Source organism: Citrobacter sp. RHBSTW-00887 (assembly GCF_013728095.1).
In the GTDB taxonomy this organism is placed as follows: domain Bacteria; phylum Pseudomonadota; class Gammaproteobacteria; order Enterobacterales; family Enterobacteriaceae; genus Citrobacter; species Citrobacter braakii.
In genome coordinates this window covers 3,806,921-3,827,615 of record NZ_CP056267.1, presented here as the reverse complement: position 1 = coordinate 3,827,615, position 20,695 = coordinate 3,806,921, and the positions used below count along the sequence as shown (strand labels likewise).

Genomic DNA, 20,695 nt, shown 5'->3' with positions numbered 1-20,695 from the left:
ATGCAAATGCGGGGATTAAACTTCCGTCAGTGTTGTTTCCAGCGGCAGACGAGATTTTGGCAGCGCGGCGTTGAAATCTTCTACGCTGTGATGACCCACCGGGACCACAACTACGCTGGTGAATCCTTTTTCTTTCAGGCCAAATTCTGCATCCATCACCGCCGCATCGAAGCCTTCGATCGGCACCGCATCCAGACCCATCGCCGCCACGCCCAGCAGGAAGTTACCGACGTTCAGATACACCTGTTTTGCCATCCAGTGGTTGTCATCTTTCAGCTCTTTGCGATGCATGTCGGCAAAGAAGGTACGGCCTTTGTGGTTTGCGGCTTTGGCTTCAGGGGTGGCGAAACGGCCATCGCGCTCTTCTTGATCCACCACGCGCTCCAGCCAGGCATCGTCCATCGCCGTTTTGGCGCAGAACACCACGACGTGGGAAGCATCCAGCATTTTACGTTCGTTGAATACAAAACCGCCGGCTGCGGATTTCGCCACGCGCGCTTTACCTTCGTCAGTGCTGGCAACGATAAAGTGCCACGGCTGAGAGTTGGTGCTGGACGGACTAAACTGCAGCAGCATTTTTAATTTTTCGGCCTGCTCAGCGGTCAGTTTTTTATTCGGATCGAATGCCTTAGTGGAGTAACGTTTTAAGGCGACAGAAACAATATCCATAACTACTCCTGGTGATTTTTTATACCCTGCGGGTGCGTTTTGTTTCAGCAGGGTACAGGGTTAGCAAGAAAAAGATAAGACAGGAAAATGCAAAAACACTTATCGGAGTTAACGATAAATCAACCTGGACGCAGGCGTTTTTGATCCCGCTTCGCCAGGCCGTCTACGACGCGATGCCATGAATCATTTACCAACTCCGTCAGTAATGACTCGGTAATGTCGTCGCCTGGGTAGACCGATATCCAGTGCTTTTTATTCATGTGATAGCCGGGTTCAATGCTGGGGTAGATCTGCTGGTTTAACAGTGACTTTTGCGGATCGGCTTTCAGGTTAACCAGCGGGCGTCCGCGAAGCTCTGAGACCAGCATAAAAATTTTGCCGCCGACTTTGAAGACATCGTATTCCGGGCCGAATGGCCAGCAGTGCTCGGTAAAAGGCAGTTCGAGCGCAAGGCGCTTTGCACAGGCATGTAAGGTCTGGCCGTCCATTATTTTTCCTCACGGGTGAGTGCGCGCCACATCGCCTCAAATCCCATCGAAATATATTCTTTTGCGCGAGCCGCGTCGCGGGCGGCGAACTCCATGGTGGTCTCTGCCAGAGAAAGAAATAGCGCGTCGCCAAAGGCGCGATACTCATCAGACATAAACTCAGGTCGTACGGAGCGATGACAAAGATCGCGCAGTTCCGGGAACATATCGTCAGCCCGCTGTTCCGTTTCTTTGCTGATTTTCTCGCTGACGGCCAACTGGCGAATCGTGCGATGCCCGCAGGTATGGTTCAGGCCCCAGCTAATGTAGCTGTTCCAGATGTAGTGAGTCATGGTTTTGGCATCGGTCACCGATCGATCCAAATTTGCCATCATCGACTGACAAAGGTCTTGCTTCAAAAAGAGGTAAAGCTCGTTGATCAAATCATCTTTGGTCGCGAAATAGCGAAACAACGTCCCCTCCGCAACCCCTGCATTGCGGGCTATCACGGCGGTAGATGCCGCAATGCCTGATTGTGCAAATGCTGTGGTTGCAGCTTCCAGTAATGCCAGTTTTTTGTCTTCACTCTTCGGACGAGCCACTACACTTTACCCTTAAGTCTGTAAAAAACATGATTGAATCACGGCCTTTGCAGCACCGCAACGGCGAATGTCAAAGATTGAAAATCATCTTGACGGCGAACTTTCGATTTCTATAATGAGTGCTTACTCACTCATAATCAAGAGTCAGTCGCGCAAACCAGCGGAAAGGGGCGCGTTTAAGGTCAGGATATGAAGCGTCTCACAGTTTGTGTGGTTGTTATTATGCTTATTGCCGCAGCTGCAAGTTTACCGTTTGTACTCAATGCCGGGTTTGGTCAGGCCCCGCAAGGGGCACAACTGAGTTTGGTTGAACAGTCACCTCACTATCGTGATGGACAGTTTCATAACCAGGTGCCGACACCGGGCTATACCGGCAACAAAGGCATGCTGGCGGCCTGGTGGGAGTTTCTGGTCGCTAAGCGTGATAATGCGCGCCCGGCGCAGCCGTTACCGCTGGTGGCAACCGATCTCGCCGGACTTTCGCCACAGCAGGATACTCTGGTCTGGCTGGGCCACTCCTCATGGTATTTGCAGCTGGCGGGTCAACGTATCCTGATTGATCCGGTATTTAGCAATTATGCCGCACCGTTTTCATTCCTGAACAAAGCCTTTGCCGGGGATTATCCGTGGACTGCGCAGACGATGCCGGAGATCGATCTGCTCATTATCTCGCACGATCACTATGACCATCTGGATCTCGCCACTATCAAGGCGTTAATGCCGAAAATTAAGCGGGTGATTACGCCGCTCGGCGTAGGGTCGCATCTGCGTTACTGGGGGATGCGCAGCGAGATAATCGAAGAGCGGGACTGGAATCAGTCCGTCAGAGTGACGGATTCGCTGATCGTTCATGTGCTGCCTGCTCGTCATTTTTCGGGGCGCGGTATCAAGCGCAACCAGACGCTATGGGCGAGCTTCATGTTCGAAACGCCGGAGCAGAACGTTTATTACAGCGGAGATTCCGGCTATGGACCGCATTTTAAAGCCATCGGTGAGCAGTTTGGCTCGGTTGATTTGGCGATTATGGAGAACGGTCAATATGACCAGGACTGGAAGTTTATTCACATGATGCCTGAAGAGACGGCGCAGGCCGCGGCCGATCTGCATGCGAAAGCCGTGTTGCCAGGGCATGCCGGCCGTTTCGTTCTGGCGAAACATACCTGGGATGATCCCTACAAACGACTGGCGCTTGCCAGCCGTCGTCAGGATTACCGACTACTGACGCCAATGCTGGGTGAACCGGTAATACTGTCCGAACCGGACCAACCGTTTACGGCCTGGTGGCAACAGGCGACTCAATGAATACAGGGGAGAGCATGATGACGATTTCTGCTCAGGTCATTGATACGATTGTTGAATGGATTGATGATAATTTGAATCAGCCATTGCGCATTGATGATATTGCACGCCATGCGGGATATTCCAAATGGCACCTGCAGCGTCTTTTTATGCAGTACAAAGGCGAAAGCCTCGGGCGCTACATCCGCGAGCGTAAGCTGCTATTGGCGGCGCGCGATCTACGCGATACCGACCAGAAAGTGTATGACATCTGTTTGAAATACGGATTCGATTCGCAGCAGACCTTTACGCGAATTTTCACCCGTACGTTCAGCCAGCCGCCGGGCGCGTATCGCAAAGAAAATCATAGCCGAACGCATTAACGGCAAAGGGTTCTCGCGGGCCTAATCCGCCAGCGAGAACCAGCGCCGCCAGATAAAACGCAGTACAAAATATTCAATCACCCCCAGCAGTAAAAACCACAGACAAAACAGCAAAGTATAAAATTGGTTGAGATCCATTAGATGAAAGGTGGCGACGAGTTTTTGCGCCAGCACAATGCCCAGTGAGGGGGCGGGCAGCAGCAGGCAAGACAAAAAAGCCAGCAGCAGGATCCCTGCGGCGGTCATCAGTGATTCAAGCGGGTGTTTCATGGCATTGTTAAACTTGAGTTAAAAAGCCATTGTCCGGGATCTCTGTGGGCAACGCAAACGCCACGCTTACAGCCCGGCCCAAATCTCACAATGTTTTTTCACCAGACCACTTAGTGATCCGCCGTCGGCGACGAAATCACGCATGCTCTGCGCTTCATCATGACCATTTTTAACCTGCAGGCGTAAGGATTCGATCGCGCTGGTCGCGCCTACTTTGTCCGCAGAAGCGGCGACATTCTCCAGTAGCCGTAGCGTGTCATCTGACAGGCGGTGCCCATCGCCGGTATTGACGTCGGTGATAATTCCCGCCATGCCAAAGCGGCAGGCCTGAAAACGGTTAAATTTATACAGCAGGTAATCACGCTCCTGGTGCTTGAATGGCCGTTTAGTGAGCAACCAGTGGGCGGTAGCCTGAATAAGTCCCGCCATATTGACTGCGTGTTCAAGGGTTAGCGGAGTGTCCATGACGCGAACCTCTACGGTACCAAAGTGCGGGCTGGGGCGGATATCCCAGTGTAAATCTTTAATGCTATCAATCATGCTGGTGTAAGCCAGTCGACGAAATAACCCCTCAAATTCCTGCCAGTTATTCACCCACGGCATCGGGCCATTATCGGGAAATCCAGAGAAAATATTCAGCCGCGCGCAGGCAAACCGCGTGTCGGACGTTTGCATATAAGGTGAGGCGGCAGAGAGCGCAATAAAATGGGGAACAAATCGCGACAGGCCGTGCAGGAGGTAAATAGCATCATCGCCGTTTGCACAGCCGATGTGCACATGTTGGCCGAATACCGTCGCCTGCTGAATAAGATAGCCAAAATTTTCCAGGTTGCGCCGATAGCGTTCGTCATCGCAGACTTCCTGACGTTGCCATTTTTGAAACGGATGCGTACCGCCGCCACAGATGGCGAGGTGATGCTCGGCAGCAACCCGTGAGATTATCTGCTGCATGGCGGATAATTCAGCACTCGCCTGGTCGATATTGCGACAAACCCCGGTCGCCATCTCCAGCATACTTTCAGTGATATCGTGCTTTACTTCTCCGGCGGTGAGCTGCGGCTTTACGGCGTCAATCAGTCGGGAAGAGTCCTGGCTCAGGTCGTAGCCCGGAGGATTGACCACCTGCATTTCCAGTTCAATGCCTAACGTAAAAGGGTCTGAAACATGAAAATCGGGTAGGGACATAGTGTTCTCTTCAGCGTTGATTTTTAATCAGTATAGACGCGTCATCTTGCAAGCTGCATATAGAAGGGCCGCTGATTTTCTGTTCGTTGTCAGAAATCCCCCCGCGATGCTTTGAAGGCGAAATGGCCGGTGTTATAACTATTTTTTACTTCGCAACAGGGGTTGAATCGTGCCGGAAATTAATCTTTACGGACAGACCGTCGGCGATATTGTGCCTGACTGGAATGGTGCCGCCGTACTGCCGCGGGAAGAACTTGCAGGGCAATATTGTCGACTGGTTCCCCTGGATGCCGACAGCCATGCCGCCGATCTTTTTGATGCTTACGCGCAGGCGCCAGACGATCGCGACTGGACCTGGCTTGCAAGTTCTCGCCCCACGAGCGTTGAGGCCACAGCTTGCTGGGTAGAGGGCAAATCCACGGATGCATCTCTGGTTCCCTATGCTGTCATTGAACAGCGTTCCGGTCGTGCGGTGTGACTGGTGTGCTTTATGGCGATCGAACGGGAGCATGGTTCGGTTGAAATTGGTCATGTAACCTGGTCACCGCGCATGAAAAATACGGTACTCGGCACCGAAAGCATCTGGCTGTTGCTGCGCCAGGCGTTTGCGTTGGGCTATCGTCGCGTGGAGTGGAAATGTGACTCTCTGAACACGGCTTCCCGTCGGGCGGCGGAGCGCCTTGGGTTTATCTTCGAAGGACGTTTTCGCCAGAAGATTGTGCGCAAGGGGCGTAATCGCGACAGCGACTGGTTATCGATGATTGATAGTGAATGGCCCCAGTGCGACGCTGTTTTGCAGCGCTGGCTGGCTGCCGACAACTTCGATGAAAAAGGGCAGCAACGCCGATCTCTGGCGGCGTGTCAGCCGCAGTAGCTCGCTTTTGAAGAATTAACAGTGCGCCCACAGTCAGTTATGGCTGCGGGCGCATTTATCATTAGCGTTGATTTATTAACGGGTTTGCCAACGGGTGCGTTCGACGGCTCCTTGCCATTCATGCCAGCGTTTTTGCAATCTCCCATGGCGCGCCATGTTTGGCTGGAACGATACGTGATCGGGCAGATAATCTCGCAACTGGCTGGTAGATGCACCTTGCAGCTTCTTGCGTGCCAGCAATCCGGCACCGATAGCGGAAAGTTCAGGGATATCGCTGCGCATCACCGGACAGCCCAATAAATCGGCTTGATACTGCATTAGCCAGTCATTTTTTGTTGGCCCGCCATCAACCATTAACGCGCTGAGTCGAAAACCGTTGTGCTGGCGCATCGCTAAAACAACATCGGCAATCTGATAGGTAATCGACTCCAGGGCAGCACGTACCAGATGTGCGCGTTTCACTCCGCGGCTGAGACCGTGAATCAACCCCCGGGCATCTTCATCCCACCAGGGCGCGCCCAGCCCGGTAAGGGCCGGAACAAAATAGACGCCCAGTGTGGAGTCAACCGTGGCGGGCAGCGTATTGAGCTCATGAAGCAGTTGCTCTTCCGGTAATTCGCTAAGACCTGTGCTATCGGCCATCCATGCGACGGCATCTCCCGTATGCGGAATATTACCTTCCAGTCCGTAGACCAGGGTGTCAGCGTCATGCCAGGCAATGGTCGTTGCCAGCGCGCTCACCTCGGACTGCGCCGAGAATACGGGTGCCATAATGGAAGATCCGGTGCCATAGGTCGCTTTGACGCAGCCTTCCATACCCAACCCATGGGCAAAAAGCGCAGCATGAGAGTCGCCAATCATCGCCAGAATAGGGATTCCATCAGGTATCCTCTCCAGACCTTTTGTTACGCCAAAATGGTGGCTGGAAGGGCAAACTTCGGGCAACGCCTGCTGCGGAATACCGAATAGAGCCAACATCTTGTTATCCCATTGTCCGCTGTTGAGATTGAGCAACTGCGTGCGTGAAGCGTTGGAGATGTCGCAACGAAATTCCTCGCCGTGCGTTAAGTTCCACAGTAACCAGCTATCGATGGTCCCGAGACATATTTCCCCTTGCTGTGCGAGCGTCATACCGTTGGGAACTGACTCCAGCAGCCAGCGCATTTTAGAGGCGGAAAAGAGTGGGGCAACGGGTAATCCGGTGATGGATTTTATGTACGCCTCGTGCCCCTGTTCACGTAATGCACGGCAAAAATCGGCCGTGCGCGAACATTGCCAGGTGATAGCAGGGCCGAGAGGGCGACCGCTGGCACGATACCAGCCTATCGCCGTTTCACGTTGATTGCTGATCGCCAGCGCTGCGACGCGTTGTGCGCCGACGCAGGCAATGGCTTGTGCCACAACATCCAGCGATGCGTCCAGAAGTGCATCACCTGACTGTTCAACCCAGCCTTCACGGGGCGTGTGGATCGCCAGCGCGCGGGAGAACTTCGCGACTACGTTTCCCTGACCATCCAGCGCTACGGCTTTGGCATTGGTGGTGCCTTCATCAAGCGCAATAATAATGTCTTTTTGTGCTGACATTGTTTTCTCCAGCCCTTCGGTTTCCCTGAGTATTAGCGATGGAAAAAGGTATCCACCCCGAGATAGCGGGTGAAAGCTTCATGCAGCACCTCTGCGCTGGCGGAATGGTTCATTGCCACGTGATGCTCAAAGCCATTACGACAAATCCAGGCCAGTAGATTCTCCAGATGAGGCACCTGGATTACCGCTCGGCAGCCGACAGTGTCCAGCGGATCGTCAACCGATAGTCCTTCGCCGACGTAGGCTTTGATTTCGCCGGTTAAATCGTCGGTACTCAGGCGGAAGTAGGTCAAGGCACCGCTTTTCATACGACCATGAACTGCACCGCAGGTGTTCTCTTTACCGACGGTGGTACCGATGATATCCGCCGTCCCCATCTTCGGGCTGTCCAGACTGGCTGATGCGAAATTACCGCAGTGAAAAAGAACGCATTTATCACGATCGTCGCCGAAATTATTGTTCCAGTCGGCAATGGATGCTGGACTTAAGTTGCTGCTGGTGAGGGCGTACATTGACAACGCGCCCATCACATCCACTTCGCAGGCACTGGGCATTAACTGCCCGGACATCACGCTCATGATTGAGCACACGTTGATGCCTAAATTTTCCTGCAGCGATGTCCAGCACTGGATGGCAGTCGTATCAATATCATTAGCGATGACCCATTCGCTGATAACGACAAACAGTTTTGCCATGGTGACCAGTTTGTCGGCTGGAATGGCGCTGGCGTCGGCGTTATCCATCAACAGGCGGCGTTTTTCATCCACCCGGATATCGTCGTCGCGCAGTCGTTTGATGCGGGTAAAGACTTCAGACAGATCCAGTGTTTCGACGGCAATACCCAGTCTTTCGAGCAATTTTTCGCTGTAACGGACGGTATTAAACCCGGCTGGACGTGCGCCGATAGCGCCGACGCGAACTCCGCGCATGCTGGCGACCACGCGACAGATTTGTTCGAAACGTTTCAGGTCTTGTGCAAACACCTCGCCTGACAGGTCGCAGACATGCTGGGTGGTTAGCGTAAACGGAATACCGTACTGGCGCATGTTATTGCACAGGGAGATCTTGCCGCAGAAGCTGTCACGGCGAGTGGCAAGCCCCATTTTATCCAGGTTGTCTTCCTGCGCCTGGATCAGAACCGGGACATCTAAACCGGAAAGTCGCAGCGTTTCCGCTATCGCTTTTTCATCGCCAAAGTTCGGCAGTAGTACCACCACACCGTGAATCTTGTCGCGGTGAGCGCGGAAAAGTTCAGCACAAACTTTCGCATCCTGACGGGTTTCAACACCGCCGAGTTCTGTCTGCGTTTCGTTGAGCATTATGGTGTTAATGCCCAGCCGCTCAAAGAGCACGCTGGCTTGTTCGCGGGCTTCAGCAACCAGATAGCTCGGGAAAAATCCCCGATTGCCAATAATCACCGCCATGGTCAACTGATGAGGAATTCGTGACATCGCTTTCTCCAGTAAGTGTTCTGTTGTTGTTATTGTTTTATCGTGTTGCCAGCAACAGTGCGGTGGCGTTTTTCACGACACCCGCCGCGTCAATTTCATGGCGTGCGCGCGTTGCTGCACGATCGGCTGCGATTGCATATTGGCCATCGGCAATCCCCAATCTACGCAGTGGAATAGCACAGCCAGCTTCTGCCAGCACTTCAGCCACCAGACTTCCCACGCCGCCATTAATGTTATGTTCTTCCACGCTAACCACTGCCTTGCAGTGGGTTAAAGCTGCCAGTAACTGTTGGGTATTGCAGGGACGAATTGACGGTACACTGATTACGCTGGCGTCAATACCCGCCTGTTCCAGCACTGTGGCAGCCTCGACAATTTCATGCACAGTTGAGCCCATTGCCACCAGTGCGACATCTTTTCCTTTTCGCAAAATATCGATATTACCCGGCGCGAACTGGTAGTTTTCGTCGTGTAATTCGGGTAAGGCTTTGCCATCCAGGCGAATATAAACCGGACCTATGTGGCTTAAGGCGTAGTCGAGAATCTGTCGGCATTCCACCGGACAGGACGGGGCGTAAATCTCAATATTGCCAAAACCGCGTAGCACGGAAATATCATCAATGCTGTGGTGCGTACTGGCGAGCGGTCCGTAGCTGGCCCCTGCGTTCAGGCCAATCAACTTCACGTTGGTATTGTTGTAGCAAATGTCGACTTTAATTTGCTCATTGGCCCGTGAAATCAAGAAGGGCGCAGCGTTACAGGTGACGGCGATTTTACCGCCCAGCGCCAGTCCGGCAGCAGCACCGACCAACGTCTGTTCGGCAATACCCACGTTGACCAGACGACCGGGAAATTCCTTCATAAATGGGGCGATTTTTGCTGTTGATGTTGAGTCAGCCACCACCGGCACAACATCCATTCCACGTTTGACCGCGGCAATTAACGTGTTCACCATGACGGTGGCGAGGTGTTCGCTATTACGCATCTTTCAGTTCCTCCAGCGCCAGTTCAACTTCTTCTCCTTTTGGCACGCGGTGGTGCCATTCCGGGCGGCCCTGGATAAAAGAGATCCCGGCTCCTTTGGTGGTGTGTGCAATGACGACATATGGCTTGCCTTCAGGGGTTAATCCTTCCAGCGTGCGCACCACATCGCTCATATCGTTCCCGCGACACTCTGTGACTTGCATACCGAAGGCTCGCCATTTTTCATCCAGCGGATCGGTGTTCATGATCTCTTTGGTTGATCCGGCAAGCTGGAGGTTATTTTTGTCGTTGATGATAATCAGGTTATCCAGTTTATAGTGGGCAGCGACCAGTGCTGCTTCCCAGTTGCTGCCTTCGGCCAATTCACCATCACCGGTGACGACAAACACCCGGCGTTTGCTGTTGCTGCGTTTAGCCGCCAGCGCAATCCCTACTGCAACCGGCAGACCGTGACCAAGAGCTCCGGTATTCAATTCAATTCCTGGCGTTTTATGTTTTACCGGATGCCCAGGCAGATGCGAATCTGCGTGTTGATAGGTCGCCAGCCAGTCCACAGGAATAAAACCGGCTTCTGCCAAGACACAGTAGTAACCGCCCACTGCGTGACCTTTTGACTGGATGTAGATATCGCGCTCGTCGCTCTCTTTAATCTCCGGGGAGCAATTCAGGATGCGAAAATAGAGTGCTGTCAGCAGTTCAACCTGCGACAGGTCTGCGCCAGTGTGCCCGCCAGCCGGGCTTTCAGCATTCAACACGATAATGCGGCGACGCACGGCACGTGCTTTCTTTTCTAGCTCAGGTATTGAGAGCGAAAACGGATTCATAAGACACCTCTTGAATGTTTAATCTTGAATGAATAAATATTCCATGTGAGTGCAGTAGTGCAACTGTCTCTCTACCCACCACGTAATCTGCAGATAAAACAGTCAGTCGTTATTGGTTAGAATAAATATTCACTAATGATTTATTATTCATAATTAAAGATATGCCTTGTCTGGCGGTTTGTCTACGGCTTGTGCCACCAAATTTTGGAGAAAAGAGAAAAGGATCACACTAACGTGATAACTGGAAAGGTACTGATGACTTGTTATCTATTCAGGTATGAATAAAAATAACAGGCAGTTTATCAGGGGGAATGCCATGTCAAAGCAGGATGAACAGCGGTTGCTGGTTAAGATTGCCACGCTTTACTACGCCGAAAATAAAAAACAGTCTGAAATCGCCACGCTGCTGCATTTGTCGCAGTCCTTTGTCTCCCGTGCTTTAACGCGTTGTCAGAAAGAAGGGCTGGTGAAAATCACCGTCGTACAGCCGACCAATATCTTTGTGGCGCTGGAAAAAGCCATTGAAGAGCAGTTTGGTATTCGTCAGGCGATTGTCGTGGATGTCGGTGACAACCCCAGCAATACGCAAATTAAGCATGCAATTGGCAGTGCGGCGGCGCATTACGTTGAAACCCGCTTGCGAGCCGAGGACCTGGTTGGAATTTCCTCCTGGAGTAGCACCATTCGCTGTATGGTCGATGAGATGCACCCGCAAAATATCCGTGCGGCGGGGGTGATCCAACTGCTGGGCGGCGTAGGGCCGAATGGTAACGTGCAGGCCACGATTCTTACGCAACAGTTGGCAGCGCACCTTGGCTGTCCGGCCTGGCTGCTGCCTTCACAAAGTATTGAGCATTCGGTTGAAGAGCGTACACGGTTGGTTAACAGCCCTGACGTTGCCGCGGTGGTTGAAAAGTTTGCTGAAGTGGATGTGGCAATTGTCGGTATTGGCGAACTGGAGCCTTCTCAATTGCTGAAAAACTCAGGCAACTACTACAACGAAGAAATGTTGCGACTGCTCGCCGAGCGCGGCGCAGTAGGCGATATCTGTCTGCATTATTACGATGCAGCAGGTAACCCGGTACTCAGCCATGAGGAAGACCCGGTCATCGGAATGGAGCTTTCGCAGATCCGGGAGTGTAACCACGTGATTGCTTTGGCTGGTGGTGTGGAAAAACAGAATGCGATACGCGGGGCATTGCAGGGGAATTATATTGACGTATTGATCACCGACTACCCGACAGCCCGCAGTCTGGTGAAAGGGTGATGTCACGGTGAGTTAAACAATTGACAGCCCCAGGAGGCCCCTGGAGCTGTCTGGTTGTGCATATCAGACTTTTCAGAGGGGATTACTGACTTTCCATCGCCGCCTTTTGTGCTACCACCGCGGCTTTTTGCTGCATCCGGTTTTGCATCTGGTCGATGATGACCGCGACGATAATCACGATACCTTTAATCACCATTTGCCAGAACTCGCTGACGCCCATCATCACCAGACCATCGGCCAGAAAACCGATAACGAAAGCGCCAATCAGCGTGCCTAAAATCGTGCCCCGTCCACCGGCCAGTGACGTACCGCCGAGAACCACTGCGGCAATGGCGTTCATCTCAAATGCCGTACCGTTGGCCGGATGGCTGGCGGAAAGCTGTGCCGAGACCACAATTCCAGCAATCGCGGCACACAGTCCGGATAGGGTATACACCCAGATTTTCACCTGTTTTACTTTTACCCCTGACAGCTCAGCAGCGCGTTCGTTATCCCCGATGGCGTAAACGTGGCGACCAAAAGGTAGACGACGAGCGACGTAAGCAATGACCAGTGCCAGCACAATCATCATCCAGATGGCCCACGGAATCCCAAACAGTGTACCGGCACCAATCTCATCAAAACCGGTATTGCCGAGCTGCGGATTGCCGGAAAGCCCGGGAAAGGTTTGCCCATCGGAGGTCAGCATCGCCGCCCCGCGCAAAACGTACATGGTTCCGAGCGTACAAATAAACGGTGCGACGTTATAGTGGGTGATGATCCAACCATTCGCCGCGCCAATCAGCCCACCAATCAACAAGACGACAGGCACAATCACCCAGACGCTGGGGAAAATTGCGATGCCGAACATTGGCAATACAATGCCTTTAGTGATTAGCCATCCTGCGACCATGCCGCACAGCCCAAGCGTAGCGCCAATTGAGAGATCAATCCCGGCGGTAATAATGACAAACGTGATCCCCAGCGCCAGAAAGGCGTTAATGGCGATATGCTTGATCATAATGACCATGCTGCCGCCAGAGAGAAATCCCGGTACGGTGAAGGCAAAGAACCCGACGATTAAAAACAGTGCAATAAAAGTGCGCAGTTTTAGGATTAGTAGCAGGATATTTTCCCGAGAGAAGGCGACTGTGGAGCGAGGCGCGATGGCGGCAGATTGTAGTGTTTTCATATCAGAACCCCTGAGCACTTGCGGTTACCAGCGCCGATTCTTCGGCACGATCGCGGGCGATATCGGCAGTTAGCTTGCCGCCGGACATCACCAGAATGCGGTCAGAAACCGCCATAATTTCTTTTAAATCTGAGGTGGAGAAGACCACAGCAATACCTTGCTGGGAAAGCTGGACCATCATGCGGAACACATCGGCTTTCGCCCCGACATCGATGCCGCGTGTGGGTTCGTCAAGAAATAGAATTTTTGGATTGGTGAGCAGAGAGCGACCAATCACCACTTTTTGCTGGTTCCCCCCGCTCAGCGCCTGAATTTCAACCTCTGGCGAGGAGACTTTTATCGACAGATTGCCAATTGTGCTGGCGACCACGGCCTCTTCATCTTTGCGGGCAATGGCAAAGCCACGTTGCAGACGCCGCCAAAGGCTGGCAATGGTCAGATTGGTGGCGACGGATGAAATGGGGAAAATCCCTGTGCGCTTGCGATCCTCCGGCACCAGACTCATTCCCATACGGATGCGATCGGCGGTGGTTAAGCGCTGCGGGACCGGTTTGCTGTCGAGCCACAGTTTTCCGAGGTAGTTGCGCTCAGTACCTAACAAGCACTCGAACAATTCGGTTCGCCCAGCCCCCATAAGTCCATAGATACCGACAATTTCACCGGCATGAACGTTAAAGGTGACGTCATTGACGACTGCGCTGCCAGCGGTATTCACGCAGGTGATATGTTCTGCTTCCAGAACCGGAGCTCCAAACGTGCGGCCGGGTTCGAGAAAGTTGCTTACCGGATCACTGCCCAACATCTCGCGCACAATCCACGGGACATCGATGTCGCTAACCTTGGCTTCGGCTTGAAATTTACCATCGCGTAAAATAGTGATCACATCGCCAATTGCCATCAATTCTTCGAGACGATGGGAGATATAGATTATCGACACGCCCTGGCGAGTAAGTTCACGGATCACGCGAAACAGAATCTCGACTTCAGTTTTACTGAGCGCTGAGGTGGGTTCATCAAGAATCAGGATATCTGCATCTTCAGCCAGTGCTTTGGCGATTTCGACCAGCTGTTGCTGCCCTACTTTGAGATTGCCAACCAGGTCGCGCGGTGATATCGGCTGATCGAGCCGGGTTAATAATTCCGCGGTGCGTTTTTCTTGCTCGGCCTCATTAATGGGGGCCATGCCTTTTTGAATCTCCCGACCGAGGAAAATGTTTTCCGCGACGGTGAGGTTCTCAAACAGGTTTAACTCCTGATGCACCATACCAATTCCATGTGCCGCAGCATCCCGGGTGCTGGCAAAGCGCACGGGATTTCCATTGAGCGACATCTCACCGCTACTGGGTTGCTGAACGCCAGCGAGGATCTTCATCAACGTCGATTTCCCCGCACCATTCTCACCAATAATCACATTCACCTTGCCACGCCAGACCTGATAATCGACGCTGTCCAGTGCAATTGTGCCGGGAAACAGCATTGAAATGGCATGCGTGCGCAGGATGATGTCATCAGCTGAGGTATTGCGCATTAGTGAGCCTCCTGTTCCAGCGTCAGTGCTGCTGCGTTTTCCGCTTTTCCAGCATTCAACGTCACGGCAAACAGCACCGTGGCAGTTTTCCCTTGCCAGCTAGTGTCTACGGCGGGTAACTGTTTCGCCGCTTCACGGTTATAAGCCCGTGACAGTTGGGCAAACTGAACCTGGTTAGTAAAATCTTCAAACTTGAAACCACTGGCATCGCGAATAGCATTGCCACGCATTACCGGGCCAATCTGAATCGTGACGGGCATATCATTGACCCTCACCACGATGGTGTGCTCTCGCCCATTGGTGGTGTCGACGCTATCAATCTGGCTGGTCAGGCGTACAAACACGCTTTCAGGAGCGGGTGAGGGGGCCTTCAGGCGAGTGGTCAGCGCTGAAGCATCCAGAACATGTTGCTGTGCCGCTTCCAGGACGCGGGATTGCCAGGTTTGTTGCGCGATCTGATCGGGAGTCTGGTTGTCGAAACTGGCTTTGGCCTGAGGATCGGCCGGGATAATTGGTTTGCCGTTTTCGTCGAGGTCAACTACCGTACAGGCCGTCAGCAACAGGGTGGCGCATCCAACCAGCGCGGCACCCCATTGTGTTAACGACATAGTGCCTCCGCTTAGTGGCTCAGGTTGAACTTGTTCAGCTTGCTGGCATTGGTTTCGTCAATCAGCACGCAATCCATGAGCTGTTTTTCTTCTTTCTGGGCTTTGCCGTTTTTCAGATAGTAATCCGCCTGCTCAACAGCCATTTGTGCCTGCTGCCAGCCGGGCTGCAGTACTGTCGCTTTAATATTGCTTTTATTAATGATTGAATCGCGGGTGTAGTCGCTGCCATCAAAACCGACCACGATGACATTATTTTTCCCCGCCGCTTTTAGTGCGGCTTCTGCACCCAGCGCCATAGTGTCGTTACCTGAGATCACGCCTACGATATCTGGGTTGGTTTGTAGAATGGCTTCCATTCGGGTAAAGGCTTCGGTTTGGCTCCAGTTTGCCGTCTGCTGGGCTACCATTTTCATGTCCGGATAGTCATCGAGTACATCGTGATACCCCTGCGAGCGTACATGGGCGTTGGTGTCGGATTGACGTCCCAGCAGTTCAACGTACTTCCCTTTTCCGTCCAGTAACCTGGCGAACTTCTCTGCGCCGAGCTGTGCGCCTTGATAGTTATTCGACACGATTTGCGCGACCGCGATGCCGGTTTTATTGATTTCGCGATCGATCAGAAAAGCAGCTACACCCGCTGCTTTGGCTTTTTCCAGCGGCCCTACGGTGGCATCTGCACCCGCATTATCGAGAATGATCGCTTTCGCTTTACGAGCAATAGCAGTCTCAATCAGTTGGTTTTGTTTATTGACGTCATCATCATGAGAGGCAACCAGCGTGGCGTATCCCAACTCTTTTGCTTTGGCGACTGCACCGTCGGCTTCGGCTTTAAAAAACGGGTTATCGTGAGAAGGGGTAATAATCGCAATCAGTCCGTTGTCGGCAGCATACAGCGAACCCGATGTGGTAAGGATCGAGGCCAGTAATACGGATTTAATCAAGGTCTTGTTCATCTCTTTCTCCACTTTGAATATTTATTCAAATATGATTTATTATTCAAGTTAACGATAAGTCGAGATAATCGAACTGTCTACGATTTGCGCAGCTAATTTCTTAAAAAGAGAAAAGGATCACGATCCTGATGGTGAGGATGGAAATAGCGTCACGATATTTTTATCACGCTGAAACCAATGAACGTTAACTTCTTGATTGCCGAGGTTTGCCGAAAATGACGGCATGATTTGTAATGTTAATTGCTGAGTCGTGAGTGCGGTGATTTTTGCGCTGGTGAAACCTGGTAGCCCCGATGCCTGATTGGAAAACGCCTTATACAGGCTCTCCTTTGCACTGAATACCAGGGTTAAGGCGAGCGGAAAGGGCAGGCAGGTATGCTGCAAAATCTGATGTTCGTGGTTATCAATAATGCCATCAGCCAGCTCAACTGCGGTTTGTGGTGTAAAAATAGCTTCTATATCCAGCCCAATGGGATGCGTTGATACGACCGCCAGCGCCGTTGTTGCGCTATGGCTGATGCTGCCAAACAGATCCTGCGGCCACAACGGTTGGCGTTGCACACCGATGCCGGGCACGGTTTTGTGGCCAAATTCACGCAGTGCGTGGACTGCGGCAATACGCCCCGCTAAGTGCTCAGCTTTACGCTTACGCCCACTGGAGTGGATCTGAGTGTGGTGGGGAAGCCAGAGCAGGTCGTGCTCATGGAAAGTGTCGGGATCAAATTCGACAATGTGCAGCGTATGATCTGCGAAAGGGAGCGGGATGTGCGTTGTGTGCATGATTTCTTACGCTTTCCCTCTCCCCGTAACGAGGAGAGGGAAAAACATTATCAGAAGTGTGTGTTAACGCTCATGAACCACGTCCGGCCCGGTTCGTTATAGGTGTACGCGCCAGCGCCCGCCATGTAATAGCCAGTTTTGTTGTCGCTGGTGGTTTGGGCATTACCTTCACGCCACAGACGTTTGTCGAAGACGTTATCCACGCCGCCGGTCAGGCTGACGTTTTTCGTCACATCCCAGGTCGCACTCAGGCCGACAATGCTGTACGGACTCACTTCCTGGGCTGAACTGCCGGTCACCGGTTTCCCCTGGTAATCGTATTTTTTCGGCTGCTGTTTGCCGTACCAGGTGAAGGTGGATTGCAATGACAGATCTTCGCGTGCCTGCCAGCTCAGGGTTGAGTTCAGCGTGTATTCAGGAATAATCGACAGGCGTTCGCCGGTCTCTTTATTCTTACTTTGCAGCATGTAGGTAATGTTGTTGGTCCAGGTTACGGTCTCGCTAACCGGCACGTTCAACGTCCCTTCCAGACCTTCCACCACCGCTTTAGGCACGTTTTCCCACTGATAGATATCGGTGTAGGTTGTTGTTGTTTTACCTGTGGTCGGGTTTTTCTGGGTAATCGATGTTCTGCTTAACGGTACGGTTCCTGCTTCAATCTTGTTGCGATAATCGTTGCGGAACCAGGTTACCCCGGCCAGCCAGCCATCACGTTTGAACTCCAGACCAATCTCTTTGTTGATACTGGTTTCGGCCTTCAGATCATCGTTGCCCATCATGTAGCAACCAATACCGGTCGCTGAGCCAGTGGCGTAGCAACCCTGACCTTTACTGTACAGAATGTAGTTCGGGTTGAGCTGATACAGGCTTGGCGCTTTATAGGCGCGCGCAATCCCCATCTTCAGGGTGAAGTCATCGCCCAGACCTTGGGACAGGTTCAGGGACGGACTCCAGTTATCGCCCACAATGCTGTGATGATCGAAACGCAAACCTGGCGTCAGCATGGTGCTGTCGGTCAGTTCCATGTTGTTTTCAGCAAACAGAGAGAAAATCTCTGCGTCTGAGTACGGGCTGCGGTTGGTGCTGCTGGACCCAGGAATATTACCGCCCATAAAGGTCTGAGTATTGGAACTCATGTCCTTCATGCGCTGCTGGTTCCATTCGGTACCGAGCGTCAGATTTTGGTTAACCAACAGGTCGAATGGAATGCTAATTTCGCTGTGCAGGGTGACATCCGCCAGGTCAGTGTCGGTAAAATGATTACTGTTAAATAGCCCTTCAAGACCTCCTGCCAGACCTTCACCCAAACGGGAGTTGCGGGTATGTTCGTATTGCGCCCAGTTGCTGGTGGTAATGCCATTGTCCCAGCCGCCGTTCCACGTCAGCGCATAGTTCTGACGGTACATACGGTTGGTTTCTTTACCGTAGTATTTTTTTACCAGTCCGTTGGTTTTGTTATCGTTGTTGGTGTTCTGGGTGTCGCCAGCGTATAGATTGCCCTGGCGGCTGTAGCCGGCTTCAAACTCCAGCGATTGCATTGGCGCAAAATCCCACCGCAGTTGGCCGTTGATATCTTTGTTTTTTACCCCTTCACGACCCGCTGGCATGGTATCTGCGTAGTCGCCCGTACGTGCAGACTGGTGACCATCGTTAATGTCCCACGCGTCGGCCTGGGTTTTGTCGAGGTTACCGTTCAGGCGGAAGCTGAAATCCCCGCCCAGCGGGCCATTCAAACTAAAGTTGGTGCGTTTGGTCGAGCCTTCTTCTTTGTGTTCCGGGGCGTTGAAATAGGTATTCCAGGAGCCATGCCACTCATCGCCGCCTTTCTTGGTGATGATATTCACCACGCCGCCAGCCGCACCGTTGCCATAGCGTGCCGCGGCAGGACCACGCAGCACTTCAATACGTTCGATCATTTCCGGAGCAACCCATGCGGTATCGCCGCGGGTATCACGCTCGCCGCGCCAGCCCTGACGCACAGAGTTACGGCTGGTTACCGGTTTGCCGTCGATCAGAATCAGGGTGTTTTCCGGCCCCATGCCGCGAATATCGATTTGGCGGTTGTTGCCGCGTTGACCGCTGGTTGAGTTACCGGTCAGGTTGACGCCTGGCATGGTACGGATGATTTCCGACACATCGCGAGCGGGAGGATTCTTACGAATTTCATCAGCGGTAATGGTTGAAACGCCCGGTGCCTGCAGGTTCTGCTGGGCGGCGGTAACCACGATGGTGTCTTCATGAGAGACAGCGGCGCTATCGGTTTGATCTTCTGCCATCGCTGGCAGGGCTACCCCGTAAATCCCTAAATTGACCAATAAGGCCAGTGAATGAATCTTGTTGTTCATTGTATGTCCTGCTGTTCTTTTAGCCACGAGTACCAATGTGCCGTGGTGCGGCATTTGGTCTGATGTCGCCCGCATCCGCGTAAACCCTCCCTTCCAGAAAAAGTACGCAGCGCCAGGCCGGTTTATAAGTGGTGAAAAACTGTGCGCGCTTCCCACAGCGCGACAATACGCTATTGCAAATGCAAATAGTTATCAATAATATTATCAATATATTTCACGCTAGATCATAAAATTTGACAATAAACATGGGGTTATGGCGGTGACGACGTTAAAGATGGGAAGCGAGGCGTGGTGGCAGTCAAAAAAAGGCCCGGAGTGGGAGCGTGAAGACAACGGAAATTATCGGGTAACCTTCTGGTGGCGCGACCCGCAGGGAACGGAAAAAGAGTCAGCCATTCATCGCGTATGGGTCTATATCACCGGCGTCACCGACCACCATCAAAATGCCACCCCGCAGTCGATGCAACGCATTGACGGAACAAATGTTTGGTGCTGGAGTGTTTCCCTCAGCGCCAACTGGCGCGGCAGTTACTGTTTCATCCCAACAGAACGAAATGATATTTTTGCCGCGCAGACGCCGGGCGAAGCGCCTGACCGAACCGTGCTGCGTGAAGGCTGGCGGCTATTGTTGCCGCAGGCCATTGCCGATCCCCTCAATCCGCAGAGCTGGCAGGGCGGTCGTGGCCATGCGGTGTCTGCGCTGGAAATGCCTGATGCACCCGTACAACCGGGATGGGATCGACCTGAAAACCCCGACTCGCCCGCAGTTTGCCTGCAATGGCGTAGCGCCAGGCTCGGCAATACACGCCGCGTGTGGGTGTTTACCACTGGTGAAGCCCAGCCGGAAGCGCGTCCCCTGGCCATCCTTCTGGATGGACAGTTTTGGGCACAAAGTATGCCGGTCTGGCCTGCGCTGACTTCACTCACCCATCGCGGACACCTCCCGCCCGCCGTTTATCTCCTGATTGATACCATCGACACTGCTCACCGCAGCCGCGAACTGCCGTGTAATGCGGATTTTTGGTTGGCAGTACAGCAGGAGTTATTGCCGCTGGTGAAGACCACGACCGCATTCAGTGACGACCCGCAGCGTACCGTCGTCGCCGGGCAAAGTTTTGGCGGGCTGTCATCGCTGTATGCCGGGCTTAACTGGCCCGCGCGCTTTGGCTGTGTGCTCAGCCAGTCGGGCTCTTATTGGTGGCCGCATCGTGGTGGTCATCAGGATGGGGCGATCGTTGAGCAACTGAAGAGCGGAAAGATAAGCGCCCAGGGGCTGCGTATTGTCCTGGAAGCCGGGATCCGCGAGCCCATTATTTATCGCGCAAATCAGGCGCTTTATGCCCAGTTACCCTCTGCACCACAGTCTATTTTCTGGCGTCAGGTTGATGGTGGACACGATGCGCTTTGCTGGCGCGGCGGACTCATGCAAGGGTTGATCACGCTCTGGCAACCGCTTACCGACACGATTTAAC

The 20,695-nt window shown here is 52.9% G+C and carries 19 protein-coding genes and 1 pseudogene; 5 read left to right on the top strand and 15 right to left on the bottom strand.

Annotated elements, in window-relative coordinates:
• Positions 1–15 precede the first annotated feature (15 nt).
• From nfsB to HV314_RS18370, 3 genes are all read right to left on the bottom strand, one after another.
• Complete coding sequence (gene nfsB, locus HV314_RS18380; protein WP_181546400.1) at positions 16–669, bottom strand: oxygen-insensitive NAD(P)H nitroreductase; 654 nt, start codon at positions 667–669, stop codon at positions 16–18.
• 119 nt (positions 670–788) lie between these two features.
• Positions 789–1,157 carry an MmcQ/YjbR family DNA-binding protein gene (locus tag HV314_RS18375; protein WP_016152172.1) on the bottom strand — a complete coding sequence of 123 codons (369 nt, stop codon included), beginning with the start codon at positions 1,155–1,157 and terminating at the stop codon, positions 789–791.
• The gene (locus tag HV314_RS18370; RefSeq protein ID WP_131347974.1) at positions 1,157–1,738 is read right to left on the bottom strand and encodes a TetR/AcrR family transcriptional regulator; all 582 of its coding nucleotides are present in this window, start codon (positions 1,736–1,738) and stop codon (positions 1,157–1,159) included. The genes HV314_RS18375 and HV314_RS18370 overlap by 1 nt, the downstream gene beginning before the upstream one ends.
• 189 nt (positions 1,739–1,927) lie before the next feature.
• Between HV314_RS18370 and HV314_RS18365 the strand changes: the two genes are divergently transcribed.
• Positions 1,928–3,040 carry an MBL fold metallo-hydrolase gene (locus HV314_RS18365; protein ID WP_016152174.1) on the top strand — a complete coding sequence of 371 codons (1,113 nt, stop codon included), beginning with the start codon at positions 1,928–1,930 and terminating at the stop codon, positions 3,038–3,040.
• Between the two features lie 17 nt (positions 3,041–3,057).
• The gene (locus HV314_RS18360; RefSeq protein WP_003021996.1) at positions 3,058–3,399 is read left to right on the top strand and encodes a RamA family antibiotic efflux transcriptional regulator; all 342 of its coding nucleotides are present in this window, start codon (positions 3,058–3,060) and stop codon (positions 3,397–3,399) included.
• 21 nt (positions 3,400–3,420) lie between these two features.
• Here the strand turns inward: HV314_RS18360 and HV314_RS18355 are convergent, their stop codons facing one another.
• Both HV314_RS18355 and HV314_RS18350 read right to left on the bottom strand, forming a co-directional pair.
• Complete coding sequence (locus HV314_RS18355) at positions 3,421–3,669, bottom strand: DUF1158 domain-containing protein (RefSeq protein WP_016152175.1); 249 nt, start codon at positions 3,667–3,669, stop codon at positions 3,421–3,423.
• Between the two features lie 66 nt (positions 3,670–3,735).
• A complete protein-coding gene (locus tag HV314_RS18350) occupies positions 3,736–4,854 on the bottom strand; it encodes a YbdK family carboxylate-amine ligase (protein WP_019076232.1) in 1,119 nt (372 codons plus the stop codon).
• Positions 4,855–5,023: 169 nt separating this feature from the next.
• On the opposite strand from HV314_RS18350, the pseudogene HV314_RS18345 reads away from it, so the two are divergent.
• Positions 5,024–5,728 (top strand): annotated as a pseudogene (locus tag HV314_RS18345) (GNAT family N-acetyltransferase).
• A gap of 75 nt (positions 5,729–5,803) precedes the next feature.
• Here HV314_RS18345 and HV314_RS18340 read toward each other — a convergent pair.
• The 4 genes from HV314_RS18340 to HV314_RS18325 are packed head-to-tail and all read right to left on the bottom strand — an operon-like array spanning position 5,804 to position 10,571.
• A complete protein-coding gene (locus tag HV314_RS18340; RefSeq protein ID WP_181546399.1) occupies positions 5,804–7,312 on the bottom strand; it encodes an FGGY family carbohydrate kinase in 1,509 nt (502 codons plus the stop codon).
• A gap of 32 nt (positions 7,313–7,344) precedes the next feature.
• Positions 7,345–8,763, bottom strand: a complete 1,419-nt coding sequence (locus tag HV314_RS18335; RefSeq protein WP_181546397.1) for an L-fucose/L-arabinose isomerase family protein — start codon at positions 8,761–8,763, stop codon at positions 7,345–7,347.
• A 37-nt stretch (positions 8,764–8,800) separates the two neighbouring features.
• Positions 8,801–9,748 carry a transketolase family protein gene (locus HV314_RS18330; RefSeq protein WP_047358064.1) on the bottom strand — a complete coding sequence of 316 codons (948 nt, stop codon included), beginning with the start codon at positions 9,746–9,748 and terminating at the stop codon, positions 8,801–8,803.
• Positions 9,741–10,571 carry a transketolase gene (locus HV314_RS18325; protein ID WP_016152181.1) on the bottom strand — a complete coding sequence of 277 codons (831 nt, stop codon included), beginning with the start codon at positions 10,569–10,571 and terminating at the stop codon, positions 9,741–9,743. Before HV314_RS18325 ends, HV314_RS18330 begins: the two co-directional genes overlap by 8 nt.
• Positions 10,572–10,887: 316 nt before the next feature.
• On the opposite strand from HV314_RS18325, the gene HV314_RS18320 reads away from it, so the two are divergent.
• The gene (locus tag HV314_RS18320; protein WP_047358065.1) at positions 10,888–11,838 is read left to right on the top strand and encodes a sugar-binding transcriptional regulator; all 951 of its coding nucleotides are present in this window, start codon (positions 10,888–10,890) and stop codon (positions 11,836–11,838) included.
• Positions 11,839–11,920: 82 nt separating this feature from the next.
• Here HV314_RS18320 and HV314_RS18315 read toward each other — a convergent pair whose 3' ends face one another.
• The 6 genes from HV314_RS18315 to HV314_RS18290 form a co-directional block, all read right to left on the bottom strand.
• On the bottom strand, positions 11,921–13,009 hold the full coding sequence (locus HV314_RS18315; protein ID WP_016152183.1) for an ABC transporter permease: 1,089 nt from the start codon (positions 13,007–13,009) through the stop codon (positions 11,921–11,923).
• A 1-nt stretch (position 13,010) separates the two neighbouring features.
• On the bottom strand, positions 13,011–14,537 hold the full coding sequence (locus HV314_RS18310; protein WP_170973930.1) for a sugar ABC transporter ATP-binding protein: 1,527 nt from the start codon (positions 14,535–14,537) through the stop codon (positions 13,011–13,013).
• On the bottom strand, positions 14,537–15,145 hold the full coding sequence (locus HV314_RS18305; protein ID WP_016152185.1) for a DUF2291 family protein: 609 nt from the start codon (positions 15,143–15,145) through the stop codon (positions 14,537–14,539). The genes HV314_RS18310 and HV314_RS18305 overlap by 1 nt, the downstream gene beginning before the upstream one ends.
• 11 nt (positions 15,146–15,156) lie before the next feature.
• Positions 15,157–16,098: a D-ribose ABC transporter substrate-binding protein gene (locus tag HV314_RS18300; RefSeq protein WP_016152186.1), complete on the bottom strand. Its 942-nt coding sequence runs from the start codon at positions 16,096–16,098 to the stop codon at positions 15,157–15,159.
• Positions 16,099–16,215: 117 nt separating this feature from the next.
• The gene (gene entD / locus HV314_RS18295) at positions 16,216–16,878 is read right to left on the bottom strand and encodes an enterobactin synthase subunit EntD (RefSeq protein WP_181546395.1); all 663 of its coding nucleotides are present in this window, start codon (positions 16,876–16,878) and stop codon (positions 16,216–16,218) included.
• A 50-nt stretch (positions 16,879–16,928) separates the two neighbouring features.
• Complete coding sequence (locus HV314_RS18290) at positions 16,929–19,223, bottom strand: TonB-dependent siderophore receptor (protein ID WP_094760663.1); 2,295 nt, start codon at positions 19,221–19,223, stop codon at positions 16,929–16,931.
• A 253-nt stretch (positions 19,224–19,476) separates the two neighbouring features.
• On the opposite strand from HV314_RS18290, the gene fes reads away from it, so the two are divergent.
• Positions 19,477–20,694, top strand: a complete 1,218-nt coding sequence (gene fes, locus HV314_RS18285; RefSeq protein ID WP_181546393.1) for an enterochelin esterase — start codon at positions 19,477–19,479, stop codon at positions 20,692–20,694.
• Position 20,695: the final 1 nt, after the last annotated feature.

Coding starts and splice junctions, on each gene's coding strand:
- nfsB (WP_181546400.1), bottom strand. CDS start 669: ATGGATATTGTTTCTGTCGCCTTAAAACGTTACTCCACTAAGGCATTC.
- HV314_RS18375 (WP_016152172.1), bottom strand. CDS start 1,157: ATGGACGGCCAGACCTTACATGCCTGTGCAAAGCGCCTTGCGCTCGAA.
- HV314_RS18365 (WP_016152174.1), top strand. CDS start 1,928: ATGAAGCGTCTCACAGTTTGTGTGGTTGTTATTATGCTTATTGCCGCA.
- HV314_RS18360 (WP_003021996.1), top strand. CDS start 3,058: ATGACGATTTCTGCTCAGGTCATTGATACGATTGTTGAATGGATTGAT.
- HV314_RS18355 (WP_016152175.1), bottom strand. CDS start 3,669: ATGAAACACCCGCTTGAATCACTGATGACCGCCGCAGGGATCCTGCTG.
- HV314_RS18350 (WP_019076232.1), bottom strand. CDS start 4,854: ATGTCCCTACCCGATTTTCATGTTTCAGACCCTTTTACGTTAGGCATT.
- HV314_RS18340 (WP_181546399.1), bottom strand. CDS start 7,312: ATGTCAGCACAAAAAGACATTATTATTGCGCTTGATGAAGGCACCACC.
- HV314_RS18335 (WP_181546397.1), bottom strand. CDS start 8,763: ATGTCACGAATTCCTCATCAGTTGACCATGGCGGTGATTATTGGCAAT.
- HV314_RS18330 (WP_047358064.1), bottom strand. CDS start 9,748: ATGCGTAATAGCGAACACCTCGCCACCGTCATGGTGAACACGTTAATT.
- HV314_RS18325 (WP_016152181.1), bottom strand. CDS start 10,571: ATGAATCCGTTTTCGCTCTCAATACCTGAGCTAGAAAAGAAAGCACGT.
- HV314_RS18320 (WP_047358065.1), top strand. CDS start 10,888: ATGTCAAAGCAGGATGAACAGCGGTTGCTGGTTAAGATTGCCACGCTT.
- HV314_RS18315 (WP_016152183.1), bottom strand. CDS start 13,009: ATGAAAACACTACAATCTGCCGCCATCGCGCCTCGCTCCACAGTCGCC.
- HV314_RS18310 (WP_170973930.1), bottom strand. CDS start 14,537: ATGCGCAATACCTCAGCTGATGACATCATCCTGCGCACGCATGCCATT.
- HV314_RS18305 (WP_016152185.1), bottom strand. CDS start 15,145: ATGTCGTTAACACAATGGGGTGCCGCGCTGGTTGGATGCGCCACCCTG.
- HV314_RS18300 (WP_016152186.1), bottom strand. CDS start 16,098: ATGAACAAGACCTTGATTAAATCCGTATTACTGGCCTCGATCCTTACC.
- entD (WP_181546395.1), bottom strand. CDS start 16,878: ATGCACACAACGCACATCCCGCTCCCTTTCGCAGATCATACGCTGCAC.
- HV314_RS18290 (WP_094760663.1), bottom strand. CDS start 19,223: ATGAACAACAAGATTCATTCACTGGCCTTATTGGTCAATTTAGGGATT.
- fes (WP_181546393.1), top strand. CDS start 19,477: ATGGCGGTGACGACGTTAAAGATGGGAAGCGAGGCGTGGTGGCAGTCA.